This window comes from Rugamonas rivuli, from assembly GCF_009380165.1.
Classification (GTDB): domain Bacteria; phylum Pseudomonadota; class Gammaproteobacteria; order Burkholderiales; family Burkholderiaceae_D; genus Rugamonas; species Rugamonas rivuli.
Genome location: NZ_WHUF01000001.1, coordinates 995,018 through 1,010,710, shown reverse-complemented (window position 1 = coordinate 1,010,710; position 15,693 = coordinate 995,018). Strand labels below are relative to the sequence as shown.

Annotated in this window: 11 protein-coding genes; 5 read left to right on the top strand and 6 right to left on the bottom strand. The window is 65.0% G+C overall.

Annotated features, from left to right (window positions below; genetic code table 11):
- Window position 1: 1 nt before the first annotated feature.
- The gene (locus GEV01_RS04295; protein ID WP_152801946.1) at window positions 2-1,312 is read right to left on the bottom strand and encodes an O-acetylhomoserine aminocarboxypropyltransferase; all 1,311 of its coding nucleotides are present in this window, start codon (window positions 1,310-1,312) and stop codon (window positions 2-4) included.
- A gap of 196 nt (window positions 1,313-1,508) precedes the next feature.
- Between GEV01_RS04295 and GEV01_RS04290 the strand changes: the two genes are divergently transcribed.
- A complete protein-coding gene (locus GEV01_RS04290) occupies window positions 1,509-1,964 on the top strand; it encodes a CBS domain-containing protein (RefSeq protein ID WP_008448140.1) in 456 nt (151 codons plus the stop codon).
- Between the two features lie 54 nt (window positions 1,965-2,018).
- Here GEV01_RS04290 and GEV01_RS04285 read toward each other — a convergent pair whose 3' ends face one another.
- Window positions 2,019-4,280: a putative bifunctional diguanylate cyclase/phosphodiesterase gene (locus GEV01_RS04285; protein WP_152801944.1), complete on the bottom strand. Its 2,262-nt coding sequence runs from the start codon at window positions 4,278-4,280 to the stop codon at window positions 2,019-2,021.
- A 252-nt stretch (window positions 4,281-4,532) separates the two neighbouring features.
- Between GEV01_RS04285 and aroC the strand changes: the two genes are divergently transcribed.
- A complete protein-coding gene (gene aroC / locus GEV01_RS04280) occupies window positions 4,533-5,651 on the top strand; it encodes a chorismate synthase (protein WP_152801942.1) in 1,119 nt (372 codons plus the stop codon).
- Between the two features lie 3 nt (window positions 5,652-5,654).
- The gene (locus GEV01_RS04275) at window positions 5,655-6,806 is read left to right on the top strand and encodes an MFS transporter (protein ID WP_328595432.1); all 1,152 of its coding nucleotides are present in this window, start codon (window positions 5,655-5,657) and stop codon (window positions 6,804-6,806) included.
- An 8-nt stretch (window positions 6,807-6,814) separates the two neighbouring features.
- On the opposite strand, the gene GEV01_RS04270 is transcribed toward GEV01_RS04275, so the two are convergent.
- The 4 genes from GEV01_RS04270 to GEV01_RS04255 all read right to left on the bottom strand — a co-directional run bounded on the left by GEV01_RS04270 (window position 6,815) and on the right by GEV01_RS04255 (window position 12,749).
- Window positions 6,815-8,311 (bottom strand): HDOD domain-containing protein, encoded by a 1,497-nt coding sequence (locus tag GEV01_RS04270; protein ID WP_152801940.1) that lies wholly within the window; start codon window positions 8,309-8,311, stop codon window positions 6,815-6,817.
- Window positions 8,308-9,981, bottom strand: coding sequence for a putative bifunctional diguanylate cyclase/phosphodiesterase (locus GEV01_RS04265; RefSeq protein ID WP_152801938.1), 1,674 nt, complete (start codon window positions 9,979-9,981; stop codon window positions 8,308-8,310). The genes GEV01_RS04270 and GEV01_RS04265 overlap by 4 nt, the downstream gene beginning before the upstream one ends.
- A 258-nt stretch (window positions 9,982-10,239) precedes the next feature.
- A complete protein-coding gene (locus GEV01_RS04260) occupies window positions 10,240-11,535 on the bottom strand; it encodes an enoyl-CoA hydratase-related protein (protein WP_152801936.1) in 1,296 nt (431 codons plus the stop codon).
- An 11-nt stretch (window positions 11,536-11,546) separates the two neighbouring features.
- The gene (locus GEV01_RS04255) at window positions 11,547-12,749 is read right to left on the bottom strand and encodes an acetyl-CoA C-acetyltransferase (RefSeq protein ID WP_152801934.1); all 1,203 of its coding nucleotides are present in this window, start codon (window positions 12,747-12,749) and stop codon (window positions 11,547-11,549) included.
- A gap of 109 nt (window positions 12,750-12,858) precedes the next feature.
- Between GEV01_RS04255 and GEV01_RS04250 the strand changes: the two genes are divergently transcribed.
- Both GEV01_RS04250 and GEV01_RS04245 read left to right on the top strand, forming a co-directional pair.
- Complete coding sequence (locus GEV01_RS04250; RefSeq protein WP_152801932.1) at window positions 12,859-14,019, top strand: acyl-CoA dehydrogenase family protein; 1,161 nt, start codon at window positions 12,859-12,861, stop codon at window positions 14,017-14,019.
- Complete coding sequence (locus GEV01_RS04245) at window positions 14,016-15,692, top strand: isovaleryl-CoA dehydrogenase (protein ID WP_152801930.1); 1,677 nt, start codon at window positions 14,016-14,018, stop codon at window positions 15,690-15,692. The genes GEV01_RS04250 and GEV01_RS04245 overlap by 4 nt, the downstream gene beginning before the upstream one ends.
- Window position 15,693 lies beyond the last annotated feature (1 nt).

Genomic DNA, 15,693 nt, shown 5'->3' with positions numbered 1-15,693 from the left:
GTCATGCTCCTTTCTGCGACAGCTTCAGGCCGCGCGCCAAATCTTCGATCAGGTCATCCACATCCTCCAATCCCACCGACAGCCGCATCGTGCCTTCGGTGATGCCCGACGCCGCCAGCTGGTCGGCCGGAACGCGGAAGTGCGTGGTGGAGGCGGGATGGATCGCCAGCGACTTGGCGTCGCCGACGTTGGCCAGGTGCGAGAACACTTTCAGGCTGTCGACGAAGCGGCGGCCGGCGGCGCGGTCGCCCTTCAGGCTGAACGAGAACACGGCGCCGCAGCCCTTGGGCAGCAGGCGCTTGGCCAGTTCGTAGTCCGGGTGCGAATCCAGCTCGGGATAGGACACCGATTCCACAGCGGGATTCGACAGCAGGAACTCGACCACCTTGCGGGTGTTGGCCACGTGCCGGTCCATGCGCAAGCCCAGCGTCTCCACGCCCTGCAGCACGGCGAAGGCGTTGTGGGGACTCATGACGGCGCCGAAGTCGCGCAGGCCCTCGCGCCGCGCGCGCAGCGCGAAGGCGCCCACGGTCGACTCTTCCGCGAACACCATGCCGTGGAAGCCGTCGTACGGTTCGCACAGTTCGGCGAAGCGGCCGGTCTTGTCGTGGGCGGCTTGCCAGTCGAAGGTGCCGCCGTCCACCAGCAGGCCGCCGATGGCGGTGCCATGCCCGCACAGGAACTTGGTCGCGGAGTGGAACACCAGGTCGGCACCGTGCTCGAAAGGCTTGAGCAGATAGGGCGTGGTGAAGGTCGAATCCATCATCAGCGGCAGGTGCTGCTCGTGCGCGATGGCGGAGACGGCTTCGATATCGAGTACGTCCAGGCCCGGATTGCCCAGCGTTTCGGCAAACAGCACCTTGGTGTTGGGGCGGATCGCGGCGCGCCATGCATCGAGGTCGCGTGGATCGACGAAGGTGGTCTCGATGCCGAAGCGCTTGAGCGTGTAGGCCAGCATATTGTGCGAACCGCCGTACAGCGCGCGCGAGGCGACGATGTGCGAGCCGGCGCCGGCGATGGTGGCCAGGCCCAGATGCATCGCGGCCTGGCCGCTGGCGGTGGCGATGCCGGCCACGCCGCCTTCCAGCGCGGCGATGCGTTCCTCCAGCACCGCATTGGTCGGATTCGAGATGCGCGAGTAGACGTGGCCGGCGCGCTCCATGTTGAACAGCGAGGCGGCGTGGTCGGAGTCCTTGAACGCAAAGGATGAGGCGAAGTAGACGGGCGTGGCGCGCGCGCCGGTGGCTGGGTCGGGCGTGGCGCCGGCGTGCAGGGCGAGGGTATCAAATCCGGGGTATTTGGGGCCGCTCATAGGGTCTCGTTAGAGTTATAGGAATGCCCGGCATCCTACCCTGAATCGCGACTGGGCAACAGCGCTGTAAAAATGTTGCGATTTGCTTATCCAGATCGCTGGATTTTTTGCCGGGCATAGGCTACATTCGCTATAAGGCTACAATAACTAGAAACTCCATTCACATAGCCCATATCAGCGGACAGGACGGCCCAAAATGAAAGTCTCCGAAATTCTTCAGGTTAAAGGCAGCATTCTTTATACGATTTCTCCTGACCAGCCGTTGGCGGACGCCGCCAACACGATGGCGGAAAAAGACATCGGCTCACTGGTGGTCATGGAATTCGGCGACCTGGCCGGCATGCTGACCTTCCGCGAAGTGCTGCGCGCGTTGCACGAAAACGGCGGCACCGTCGGCGCCGGCACGGTGCGCAAGCACATGGACGATCATCCGATCACTGTCACGCCGGATACCGAAGTCAATGAAGTGCGCCGCATCATGCTGGAAAAGCACGCGCGCTATCTGCCGGTGATGAACGCGAAAACCATCCTCGGCGTGATCTCCTTCTACGACGTCGCGCGCGCGGTGCTGGAAGCGCAAAGCTTCGAGAACCGCATGCTCAAGGCTTACATCCGCGACTGGCCGGCCGAAACGGCTGACCAATCCGACTAAGTTCAGCGGGCAGCGCCCACAAAATAAAACGCCATCCGAGGATGGCGTTTTTTATTATGCCGCGCCTTCCAGCGCGTCGTTGCTCAACCAGCCGTTGAGCGCTGTCGCCGTCATCGGCCGCGCGAACAGGAAGCCTTGCGCCAGCGGGCAGCCCAGCGCTTGCAGTATCTGCGCCTGGCGTTCGTCTTCCACGCCTTCCGCGATCACGGCCAGGCCGAGGTTGCGGCCCAGCTGGATCACCATCTCGGCGATGCTGCTGCCGCGCGCGGAGCCGGTGATCTCGGTGACGAAAGCACGGTCTATTTTCAGGCGGTCGATCTGCAGGCGCTGCAGGTAGGACAGCGACGAGAAGCCGGTGCCGAAATCGTCGATCGCGATGCTGACGCCGGTCTGCTTGATCTGGGCCAGCATCTTGATCAGCAGGTCCGGTTCTTCCATCGCCATCGATTCGGTGATTTCCAGTTCGACGAATTCCGGCGGAGCGCCCGTATCTTCAAGCGCCTTGCGCAGCATCTCGAGGAAATGCGGATGGCGGAACTGCACCTGCGAGACGTTAATCGACATCATGAAGTTCTGGTGGCCGGCCTTGCGCAGGTCCACCAGCTCGCGGCAGGCGGTGCGCATGACCCATTCGCCCAGGTCGATGATCAGGCCCGAATACTCGGCGATGGGAATGAAGCGGTCCGGCGAGATGAACTTGCCGTCCGGCGTCTGCCAGCGCAGCAGCGCTTCGGCGCCCACAGGGCGGCGTGTGGCGAGGTCGATCTGCGGCTGGTACACCACGAACAGCTGGTTCTGGCCGAAGGCCGTGCGCAGCGCGTGCATCATGCGCACGCGTTCGCGGATTTCCACGCCCATCGAGCGGGAGAAGTAGAAGTGGCCGGCGCGCTGCTGCGACTTGGCGCGCTTCAGGGCGATGTCGGCATCTTTCAGCGCGTCGGCGCCGCTGCCTTCGTGTTCGCCCAGGCGCACCAATCCCAGCGTGGCGGACAGCTGCACGTCCTGGCCGTCGATGCTGAACGGATGCTGGAACAGCGCCAGGATGTTGGCCGGGTTGACCTGCGACGAATCGCCCAGAACGCAGAAGATGTCGCCGCCGATGCGCGCCACCGTCAGCTGGCCGCCCAGCTGCGTTTGCAGGCGGCCGGCGACGGCGACCAGCAGCGTGTCGCCGAACTGGTGGCCCAGCGCATCGTTGGTCTCGGCGAAGTGGTCCAGGTCGACCAGCGATAGCGTGGCGTCGTCGCGCGCGGGGCCGGACAGCGTGGCGTCGAGGATCTCGACCAGGCGGGTGCGGTTGGGCAGCTTCGATAACTGATCGTAGAAGGCGGCGTTGTGCAGGTGCGTCACGAGCTCTACGTTGTCCAGGCCGACGGCCACGTTGGCGCAGAACACCTCCAGCAGGCGCTCGTCGATCTCGGTCGGCGCGCGGCCCACTTCCAGGTAGGCGACGAAGTCGCGGCTGGCCTTGCCCGCGAAGTACAGCGTGATGAAGTCCGGCCCGTAGACATTGCGGCGCTGGCCCAGGGTCAGCTCCATGGCGTCGTAGATGTGCTTGTGCTCGACATTGCACAGCGTGGTGTTGTCGAGGTGGCGGTAGCTGCCGGCGGTGGCCATGACCATCAGCTCGTGGCAGCCGTCGTCCGGGCACTCCTGCACGCACAGCACGCCGTTGCCGTCCTGGCCGAGCAGGTCGGTGATCTGGGTCAGCACGCCGGAGGCGAAGTTCTGCACGCCGTGCAGCGCCATCAGCTGGGTGCTGGCGTGGACGATCTGGTTCAGGCCGCGGCGGCTGTCGTTGATCTTGCGGATTTGTTCGTAGGAGCGGATCGCCGCCGTCACCGTGGTGAACAGCTTGATGCGGGTCAGCTCGGACTTGGTCTTGTAGTCGTTGATGTCGAAATCGCGGATGGCGTCGATCTCCGGCGCATAGCCGGGCTGCCCGGTGCGCAGGATGATGCGCACGTCGGCCAGGTTCAGCGTCTCGCGGATGTAGCGCACCAGATGCAGGCCGGCGTCGTCCTGCTCCATCACCACGTCCAGCAGGATGACGGCGATTTCGGATTCGTGCTTTAACAGTTCGCGCGCCTGGCCGGCCGAATACGCGTGCACGAATTCCAGCGGGCGCTGTTGCATGTCGAGGTTGCCGAGCGCAAAGGTGGTGGTCGAGTGGACGTCTTCGTCGTCGTCGATAATCATGACCCGCCATACGTTGCGGGCGCCCGGTACCGCAGGCGCCGCCGGATGCTCTTCTAAGAATACCAGATCGTCGTGATCATCCTTGGGTTGCGCAAGGGGTGTGATCGGTGGGGGCATGTGTAGCTTCTCCAGGATTTCTCGGTGTTCTTGAGATCAAGTATATAGCGAATTGTTAAAAAGAACGCGGATTTCCAGCGCTTTATACAGAACGTTGCATACCGGCGCGCAAGTTTGCCATGCTTACAACGGAAGAATGATATTTTACCAATAGAAACTTGCTTTGTGGAAATTATTGTGCCGGCCGGACGCCAAGCGCGGCAGGCTGGTAGAATTAGGTACTTTCCACCTTTTTCCAAAGATTCTCTTCCTATGTCCGGCAATACATTTGGCAAGTTGTTCTCAGTTACTACCTTCGGTGAGTCGCACGGTCCCGCGATTGGTTGTGTGATCGATGGCTGCCCACCGGGATTGCCTTTGTCGGAAGCGGACATCCAGCCGGAACTGGACCGCCGCAAGCCGGGCACCTCGCGCCACGTGACCCAGCGCAAGGAGCCAGATACGGTGGAGATCCTGTCCGGCGTCTACCAGGGCGTGACGACCGGCACGCCGATCGCGCTGCTGATCCGCAATGAGGACCAGCGCAGCAAGGACTACGGCAACATCACCGAGAGTTTCCGCCCAGGTCATGCAGACTACACCTATTGGCACAAGTATGGCGTACGCGACCCGCGCGGCGGCGGCCGCTCCTCGGCCCGCCTGACGGCGCCGGTGGTGGGCGCCGCGGCCATCGCCAAGAAATGGCTGAACCAGCAGTACGGCACCGTGTTCAAGGGCTGCATGAGCCAGCTCGGCGACATCGTCGTGCCGTTCCAGGACTGGTCGCACGTGCACGACAATCCGTTCTTCGCGGCCAGCGGCGACGCCGCCCTGATCGCCCGCATGGAAGATGCGATGGACGAACTGCGCAAGGCCGGCGACTCGATCGGCGCGCGCATCGACGTCATCGCGCAGAATATTCCGGTCGGCCTCGGCCAGCCCATCTACGACAAGCTCGACGCCGACATCGCCTACGCGATGATGGGCATCAACGCCGTCAAGGGCGTGGAAATCGGCGCCGGCTTCAAGTCGGTGGAGCAGAAGGGTTCCGTGCACGGCGACTCGCTGACGCCTACCGGCTTCATCGGCAACAACGCCGGCGGCGTGCTGGGCGGTATCTCGACCGGCCAGGACATCACGGTGTCGATCGCCATCAAGCCGACTTCGTCGATCCGCACGCCGCGCCAGTCGATCGACAAGGACGGCAACCCGGTGATGGTCGAAACCTTCGGCCGCCACGATCCGTGCGTCGGCATCCGCGCCACGCCGATCGCCGAAGCCATGCTGGCGCTGGTGCTGATCGACCACGCGCTGATGCACCGCGCGCAGTGCGGCGACGTGCGCGTGGCAACCCCGAACATCGCGCCGGCCATGCCGCCGGCCGCCCGCTAAGCGGTGCCGGTACAAGCCTTCAGCTTCGCTTTATTCCTCTTCTGCTACTACGCACACGCTGGAACCTGGAGCACCTACGCCACGCTGTTCTTCGCCGACCACGGCATGACGGTGGCGCAGATCGGCGTGCTGATGTCGATGATCCAGGTGCTGCGCATCGTCGGCCCCAACGTCTGGGGCTACGTCGCCGACCACTACGACCGCCGCGTGCTGGTGCTGCGCATGGCCGGCTTTGCCGCGCTGGTCGGCTTCTCAGGCTTCCTGTTCGGCAGCACCTTCACCCACTTCATGCTGGCCATGATCGTGCTGAACCTGTTCACCAGCGGCCAGGCGCCGATCTGCGAGGCGCTGATGCTGTCCGAGATGCGCGGCGACCTGACCTTCTATGGCCGCATCCGCATGTGGGGTTCGATCGGCTTCATCGTCTCCGTCACGCTGGCCTCGTACGCGCTGGAGCACTACGGCATCGTCTCGCTGCCGTGGGTGGCCGCCGCGCTGCTGGTGCTGACCATCGCCGCCGCCTTCCGCCTGAAGGACGTGCCGCGCCGCCAGCACAAGACGGCGCCGCCGCCGTTGATGTCGCTGCTGCGCCGGCGCGAGGTGATCGCCTTCTTCGCGTCGACCGCGCTGATGGTCTCGGCCCACACTTCGCTGTACACCTTCTATTCGCTCTACCTGGAGCGCAACGGCTACAGCAAGACCGTGATCGGCGGCATGTGGTCGCTGGGCGTGCTGGCCGAGGTGCTGCTGTTCTATTACCAGGCGCCGCTGTTCCGGCGCTGGGGCGCCAAGGTCATGATGTATGTGACGCTGGCCGTGGCGCTGGTGCGCTTCCTGATGATAGGCTTCGGCCCGCAGGTGGTGTGGTTGCTGGTCGTGGCGCAGATCATGCACGCGGCCACGTTCGCGCTGCATCACTCGTCGTGCGTGATGACCTTGCAGCGCTGGTTCTCCGGGCCCTTGCAGGCGCGCGGGCAGGCGCTGTACATGAGCATTTCGTATGGCGTGGGCGGCTCGCTGGGCGGGCTGTTCCTGGCGCAGTGGTGGGAGAGGGCGGGGCCGCAGTCGGTGTACTACGTGGCGGCCGTGCTGGTGTTGTGCTCTTCGCTGGCCGCCGTGCTGTCCTACCGCTGGCAGGAGCGCGACGGCCACTAGCCTGCTTGCTAGCTGCGGCTGGTGACGGCTTCCAGTTTGTGGCGGCGCTCGACCGCCCGCACCACCAGCGCGCGCATGTCGTTCAACAGCGAGAACTCGGTCTGGCTCAATTGAATCGGCGGGAAGGAATCGTCCCAGTCGCCATACAGGAAGCCTGCCGGCTGGCCGTTGGCCGACAGCGGCAGGATCACGAAGCTGCGCGCTTCGGATAATGAACTCTTCCACCACAACGGCAGCTTGGCGGCGAACTTGGCGTCGCGGGCGTTTTCGATGAAGATCACGCGGTCGCTATTGAGCGCGGCGTGGAAGACATTCGGTTCGTAGGCGTCGTCGAAGGTCAGCGCCGGCAGCAGCTCCTTGCTGCCTTCGCCGAAGCTGATCTTGGCGGCATACTGGTTGTCCTTGCGGTTGCGGACGAAGGCCACCGCGCGCGAGAAGTCCAGTCCCTTGTAGACGGTTTCCAGTGCGATCTGCACCATCTGGCCCGGGTTGGCCGTCTCCAGCATGTCGCGCATGTCGGCCAGGCCGCTGAGTAGGATCTTGTTGCCGGCCGCGCGCTGGCGCGTCTTGGCCAGCGCCTTGGCGCGGCGTTCCGCAGGGCGCGACAAGGGCGCGATGGTCAGGTCGTTGGCGGCCACCACCTTGGCCTGCTCGATGGCGTGCATCAGGTTGGCGGGTTCCACGCCCAGCATGGCGGAGTAGGCCTCGGTCAGTTCCTTGACCACGGCGGCGCCGGCGGGATCGTCGTGCCACAGCGATTCGGCGCACATGGCCGACATGGTCGACAGGCCGGCGATCCAGTCCGAGGAGCTGACTTCCGCACCGGGCTCCGGCGGCGTGACCTTGCGCATGCCGTTGACCAGCGTGGCAGGCAGGCCCCAGTGCAGGGCGGCGGCGTGGCCGATGGCTTCCATGCTCAGGCCCAGCATCTCCGGCGCGACATCGTCGATGTGGCGGCCGGCCTGGTCGGCGGCGTGCTGCAGGTCGTGCCAGCGTTCCGGCATGTAGAAGGTCATCATCATGCGGCCCAGCGTGTGCAGCATCGAGCACACCACGGCTTCCTCGCCGTGGCGGCTTTCGGCCGTGTAGGCGATCTGCTGGGCGACGATCCCGGCCAGCACGGCCTTTTCCATTTCGACGTGGGCCACGGTGGCGTCGGGCGAGCCGGCGGCCAGTTCCTCAATCAGCTTCAGGCCGAGCGCCAGGTGGCCGATGGCCTCCGTGCCCAGCACCAGCACCGCCTTGGAGACGGTGTTGACGTGCTGGCCGAAGGCCGAGTACATGCCGCTGTTGGCCAGCCGCAGCACCTTTTGCGTCAGCACCGGATCGGACAGCACGGTGCGGGTCATGTTGAATTCCTGATCGTCCTCGCCGCGCATCGCGCCCAGGATGGCGGTGATGGCCTTGGCGAAACCGGGCATGTCGCCGCGCCGGCGCGTGCATTCCCACAGCGTCGCCAGCGTGCTCTCGCCCAGCGGCGTGCCGGCTGTGAAACGCACGGTCATTGCAGCACCTGTCGCAGCTCGGCCGGCACCACCTTGACGTGGATGCTTTCCTTGAGCGCGGCCATGGCGACGTTGGCGGCCATCGGCTTGCCGGTCAGGTAGCCCTGGATGTACTGGCAGCCGCGCTGTTCCAGGTATTCCAGCTGGCCTTCGGTTTCGACGCCCTCGGCCACCACGGACAGGTCCAGGTGCTTGGCCAGGTCGAGCACGGCGTTGCAGATGGCGCCGTCCTTCTGCGAACCGGGCAGGTCGCGGATGAAGGTGCGGTCTATCTTCAACACGGAGATGGGGAAGCGCTTCAGGTAGGCGAGCGAGGAATAGCCGGTGCCGAAATCGTCAATGGCGATGCGGGCATTGCGCTCGGCCATTTTCGACAGGATGGACTCGGCATGCACCGGGTCTATCATCAGCGTGCCTTCTGTGATTTCTAATACCAATTGCTCACCAAGTAGGCCGGAGAAGGCGATCGCATCGTCCAGCACATCTAAAAATTTATCGTTGCGGAATTGCCGCGGGCTGATATTAACAGAGATGTACAGGCTGCGCTTGGCGACCTCCTCGAACTGCTTCAGCTGCACGCAGGCGGCCTTCAGCGCCCAGGCGCCCAGCAAATTGATGAGGCCGTTGGTCTCGGCGATGGGGATGAAGCGGGCTGGCGGCACCATGCCCAGCGTCGGATGCTTCCAGCGCATCAGCGTTTCGAAGCCCTGGATCTCGCGCGTGCGGGCGTCGACGATGGGCTGGTAGTACAGCAGGAACTCGCCCTCGCGCACGGCCTGGAACATGGCCGCTTCCAGCGAGATGTCGTGCTCCGGCGGCCCGGACTGCGACTGGCTGTAGACCACGCAGCGGGCCTTGCCGGTTTCCTTGGCGCGCGACATGGCGGCGTCGGCCAGCGCGACCAGGCGCACTTCGTCCTCGGCGTGCTGCGGGTAGACCGCCACGCCGACCGAGGCGCCGACGTAGATCACGTGGTTTTCGATTTCAAACGGCGACTGCAGGGTGGCGATCAGGCGGCCGGTGACCAGCTTGATCTGCGCTTCGGTGGCGGTGCCGGGCAGCACGGCGACAAACTCGTCGCCGCCGACGCGGGCCAGCGTATCGCTGTCGCGCAGGGTCTTGCGCAGGCGGGCGGCGGCGGTGCGCAGCACGGCGTCGCCGATCGGGTGGCCGAGGCCGTCGTTGACTTTCTTGAATCCGTCCAGGCCGATGGTGGCGACCGAGAAGCCCTGGCCGGAACGGCGCGCGTTGGCGATCACCATGCGCATGCGGTCCGACAGCAGCAGCCGGTTGGGCAGCTCGGTCAGGGCATCGTGGGTGGCCATGTGGCGCAGGCGTTCTTCGGTGGCGTGCTGCACCGTCATGTCGCGGCCGACCACCAGCAGTTCGCTCAGGCCGTGCTGGTTGGCGTAGCAGGAGATGCGCAGTTCGTGCCAGATCTCGGCGTCCGGGGTCTTGATGCGCGCTTCCAGCAGGCGGGAGGTGGTCGATGCGCCGACTTCGGCGAGCAGGGCGTTCAGCGGCGCCTGGTCGTCCAGCGACAGCAGGCGGGCCAGCGTGTCGCCGGCAAGCGGCGCCTGGCTGTTGATCAGCGCGACCGCGCGTTTGCTGGCAAACAGTATCTGCCCCAGTTGATTGAGGCGGAAGACAACATCGCCCGCCTCTTCCATGAGGTTATCCAATTCATGACGCGGGGATGGGGCAGGGATACTGGAAAACATCGCGAGGATTTAATCTTTCATTTTATGCATGTAACGTGGCTGCGCGAAACTTGCAAAACCAAATCGCAATGTATCACTGATGAGAGTGAAATTACATGAAAAATGACAACATCCGGGCTACTTTTACAGTTTTCTCTTGAGTTGGGCCAAAAAAACGGTGGCTATAGAGGGAAAGCACGGCTGTTTGGGGCAGCCGTGCTGGCGGACTTAGCTGCTTTGGGCGGCAGGCGCACTAGCCCAAGAAGCAAGCTCGGCATAACGCTGTGCGCCGATGTGCTGGACAAAGCGGATGGCGCCGCCGGTATGCGCTGGAAAACCGAACAGGCGCACGGAAACCAGGTCGGCTTCGTCGCCGCTGAGCGCACCGCTTTCAACTTGATCCCGGGCAGTGTTGGACAAGGCATACAGCAGGCGGTCGCGGACGTCGGCAAACGCAAGTGGAGGGACGTCCTGGTTTTCGATTGCAGCGACGGCGCCCTCGCCGGTGTCGGGCGGCGCAGGCAGCCCGGCGGCGCGGGCGGCGTTGCGCAGCAAGGCTACCGGCACCGCCGCCGCGCGCAAGGCGCGCACTTCGTCGGCGTAGCGCGTATGCAGCGCGGCGGCCAGTTCCAGCGCGGCCGGCGCCGCGAGGTTGGCGCGCAGCTGGCTCAAGCGCATCAGGTTGTACGCCACCGGGTTGATCGCCGTCTGGCAGAAGTAGCGGCTTTCGATCAGCAGCGCGCTGTCGAAATCGACTTGCAGGCCTTCGACCATCGCGCACAGTATCGTCTCGGGCGCGGGGAGGTGGCCGCCGGTGCGCTCGCGCAGCATGGCCGGCGCCACCTGCAGCAGGGTTTGCAGCGGCGCCGAATTGAGCGCGCCACCGGGCAGGCGATAGCCTTTGATATCCCATGGCTGCGCTGCGATCGCATCGGTGTCCATGGCGTCGCGCACCAGCTCGGCGGCGTCTTCGACGTTGTCGGCCATCCCGTGCAGCAGGCCGGCGTGCAGCGCCTGCTCGGCGCTCAGCGTCACGCCTTCCAGTAGCAGCGGCATGGCGGCCTGCAAGCCGGCCAGGCGCACGGTGCGGGCGATTTCGCCGGCCACCGGCGCTACGCCCAGCTGTACTTGTGGCAGGCTGAAGGTCGCGTCGTCCAGGCTGATGCGGCGATGGCAGGCCAGCGCCAGGCCCAGCGCGTGGCCGCTGACTGCGCCGCCCAGCGTGGCGATGACCGGGATGCCCAGGTTTTCCAGCCGGCGCAGCAGGGCGTTATAGGCGCCGAGCATGTGCATGCAGTCGCCGGCCTGGGCGGCGGTCAGCGCCATCAGGTGTTCCAGCTCGTGGTCGAAGTCGGACGGCTCGGCATGGAAGCCGATGATCACGCCATGCAGTGTGGTGCGCTTGGCTTCCAGGATGTCGATCAGCGCCGCCAGCTCGCGCTGGAACAGGCGGCTGAGGGGATTGATGGCCCGCGCGGCCAGCATGACGGTGATGGCGCCGCCGTTTTGATGTGTGGTGATCATGCTCGCTCCGTTCATACGCGTTCGATGATGGTGGCAATGCCCATGCCGCCGCCCACGCACAGGGTGATCAGGCCGCGCTTGAGTTCGCGGGCTTCCAGTTCGTCCAGCAGGGTGCCGAGCAGCATGCAGCCGGTCGCGCCCAGCGGATGGCCGAGCGCGATGGCACCGCCGTTGACGTTGACCTTTTCTTCCGGCACGCCCAGCTCCGTCATGAAGCGCATGACCACGGAGGCAAAGGCTTCGTTCACTTCGAACAGGTCGATGTCGGCGATGTCCAGGCCGGCCTTCTTCAACGCCTTGCGGGCGGCCGGGGCCGGGCCGGTCAGCATGATGGTCGGATCGGTGCCGGTGACGGCGGTGGCCAGCACGCGCGCGCGCGGCTTCAGGCCGAGGCGGTCGCCGGCGGCCTTGCTGCCGATCAGCGCAAGCGCGGCGCCGTCGACGATGCCGGACGAATTGCCGGCCGTGTGGATGTGATCGACGCGTTCCAGCTGCGGATATTTGCGCAGCGCCACGCTGTCGAAGCCCATCTTGCCGGCCGTTTCAAACGAAGGCTTGAGACCGCTCAGCGTGGCGATGGTGGTGTTAGGTTTGATGAACTCGTCCTCGGCCAGGATCAGCACGCCGTTCTGGTCGCACACCGGCACCACCGAGCGGAAACGACCGGCGGCGCGCGCGGCGGCGGCCTTCTGCTGCGAGCGCATGGCGTAGGCATCGACCTGCTCGCGGGTGTAGCCGTCCAGCATGGCGATCAGGTCGGCGCCTATGCCTTGCGGCAGGAAATCGGTGTTCAGGCTGGTCTCGGGGTCCAGCGCCCAGGCGCCGCCGTCCGAGCCCATGGCCACGCGCGACATCGATTCGACGCCGCCGGCCACCACCAGGTCTTCCCAGCCGGAGCGCACTTTCTGCGCCGCCAGGTTGACCGCCTCCAGGCCCGAGGCGCAGAAGCGGTTCAGTTGCACGCCAGCGACCTTCCAGTCCCAGCCGGCCGCCAGCGCGGCGATCTTGGCGATGTCGGCGCCCTGGTCGCCCACCGGCGTGACGCAGCCGAGGACCACGTCGTCGATCAATGCGGTGTCGAGCTTGTGGCGCGATTGCAGCTCACGCATCAGGCCCGACAGCAGCGTGATCGGCTTCACGCTATGCAGGCTGCCGTCCTTTTTGCCCTTGCCGCGCGGGGTGCGGATGGCCTCGTACACATAGGCTTCGGTCATGGAATCTCCTTGTCTGGACGATTATCATAGAGTGCAAACGACAACAAAGCAACTGCTTGCTTCGTGGGGGTATTTGCGCTAGTCTGGCCTGATCACCGGGGGAGAGGCCATGTTTGACAGCCACGAGCATCAGGAATTACAACGCACACTGAAGCGCTTCATCGAGAGCGAAATCAATCCGCATGTCGATGAGTGGGAAGAGGCGGGCATCTTCCCCGCGCACGCCCTGTTCAGGAAAATGGGGGAGCTCGGTTTGCTCGGCCTGACCAAGCCGGTCGAGTACGGTGGGCTGGGCCTGGACTATTCATATTCGATGGCGATGGCCGAGACGCTGGGCCATGTCGACTGTGGCGCGATCCCGATGGCGATCGGCGTGCAGACCGATATGTGCACGCCGGCGCTGGCACGTTTTGGCTCGGACGCCTTGCGGCGCGAGTTCCTGACGCCGGCCATCAGCGGCGAGATGGTGGGCTGCATCGGCGTGTCGGAGGCGCACGCCGGCTCGGACGTGGCGGCCATCCGGACCAGCGCCCGCAAGGATGGCGGCGACTACATCATCAACGGCAGCAAGATGTGGATCACCAACAGCCTGCAAGCGGACTGGATGTGCGTGCTGGTCAACACCTCCGACGGCCCGGCGCACAAGAACAAGACGCTGGTGATGGTGCCGATGGATACGCCGGGCGTCTCGGTCGGCAAAAAGATCCGTAAGATCGGCATGAACGCTTCCGACACCGGCCTGATTTACTTCGACGAGGTGCGCGTACCGCAGCGCCACGCGATCGGCGAGGAGGGGCAGGGCTTCGTGTACCAGATGCTGCAATTCCAGGAGGAGCGCCTGTGGGCAGCCGCGAACGCGGTGCAGAGTCTGGAAAACTGTATCGATCTGACGGTGGAGTGGGCGCGCGAGCGCGCCATGTTCGGCGGCCGCTTGCTGGATAATCAGCATGTCTATTTCAAGCTGGCGGAATTGAAGACGGAAGTGGAGAGCCTGCGTGCGCTGACCTATCGCGCAGGGCAGCTTTATATCAGCGGGAAGGATGTGACGGAGCTGGCGTCGATGTGCAAGCTGAAGGCCGGGCGCCTGCTGCGCATGGTGCCGGACGCCTGTATGCAGTTCTGGGGCGGCATGGGCTACAGCTGGGATAACCGCGTGGCGCGCATGTTCCGCGACGGCCGCCTGACGTCCATCGCGGGCGGCGCGGATGAGGTCATGTTGGGCATCATCGCCAAGCAGATGGGCATCTTGCCGAAAAAGGAGAGGAAATGAATCCATTCGATACGCATGAAGTACGCAACACGGTTGCGCCGTTTGAGAACGTCAATCTGTACGCGGCCGATCCGGCCTTGCAGGAAGCCTTGCTGCGCGAAGGCGGCGCGGCCGCCGCGGAATCGCTGCACGCGTTGGGCGCGCAACTGGGCCGGGCCGAGGTGCTCGACCTGGCGCGGCTAGCCAATCTGCACACGCCCAAGCTGCACAACTTCGACCGTGGCGGCAAGCGCATCGACGAGGTGGAGTTCCACCCGTCCTGGCATAGCCTGATGGCGCTGCTGATCGAGAACGGCGCGCACGCATCGCCATGGCTGGGCGGTGCCGGTGCGCAGGTCGTCCGCGCAGCGCGCTACATGTTGTTCGGGCAGTTGGAAAACGGCTCGCAGTGCCCTGTGACGATGACCTACGCCTCGGTGCCCGCGCTGAAGCAGGCGCCGAAGATCGCCGCCAAATGGCTGCCGAAAATCCTGTCGATGGAATACGATCCGCGTTCGCTGCCGGTGGAGCAGAAGCGCGGCGCCATCATCGGCATGGGCATGACGGAGAAGCAGGGCGGCTCCGACGTGCGCTCCAACACCACCCGCGCGGAGCCTGTGCTGCCGGCCGATGCGCGTGCGATGTTCGGCGATGAGGGAGAGGACGTGTACCGCATCGTCGGCCACAAATGGTTCTTCTCGGCGCCGCAAAGCGATGCCCACCTGATCCTGGCGCAGACCGACGACGCGGGCAGCGCAGGGCTGTCGTGCTTCTTCCTGCCGCGCTATCTGCCTGATGGCAGTCGCAACCAGATCCGCGTGCAGCGCTTGAAAGACAAGCTGGGCAACCGCTCAAACGCCTCGTCGGAAGTCGAGTTCACCGGCGCTTACGGCTGGTTGATTGGCAAGCCGGGGCGCGGCATCCCGACGATACTGGAGATGGGCAGCCATACGCGTCTCGATTGCGTCTTGGGTAGCGCCGGTACCATGCGTGCCGCACTGACGCATGCGCTGCACCATGCGCGCGGCCGCGCTGCGTTCGGCCGTCCCTTGTCTGAACAGCCGCTGATGCAGAACGTGCTGGCCGACCTGGCGCTGGAGTCGGAAGCGGCGACGGCCTTCGCCATGCGCTTGGCGCGCTGCTTCGACCAGGGCGACGATCCTGCGCAGGCGCTGCTGGCGCGCATCCTCACGCCGGCCGGCAAGTACTGGATCTGCAAGCGCGGCCCGGCCTTCGGCGCGGAGGCGATGGAAGTCATCGGCGGCAGCGGCTATGTGGAAGACGGCCCGCTGGCGCGGCTCTACCGTGAGCTGCCCGTCAATTCGATCTGGGAAGGCTCCGGCAACGTGATGTGCCTTGACTTGCTACGCGCCTTCGGCAAAACTCCTGCCGCGCGCGCAGCGCTGGCGGCGGAACTGGCGCTGGCTGGCGATGCCGATGCCGACTACGTCCGCTACACGCAATCGCTGCTGGCCGACCTGGAGCAACCGCAGTCCGACGAATTCGGCGCCCGCGTGCTGGCCGAGCGCGTCGTGCTGGCGGTGCAGGCGGGCCTGCTGCTGCGGCATGCGCCGGCTTATGTGTCGTCGGCGTTTGTCGAGTCGCGGCTGGCGCGTGAACCGGGCGGCGCGTTTGGACGCTTGCCGGCGGGCGTCGATTGCGCCGCGATCTTGGCGCGGGCATTAATTGAGTAAA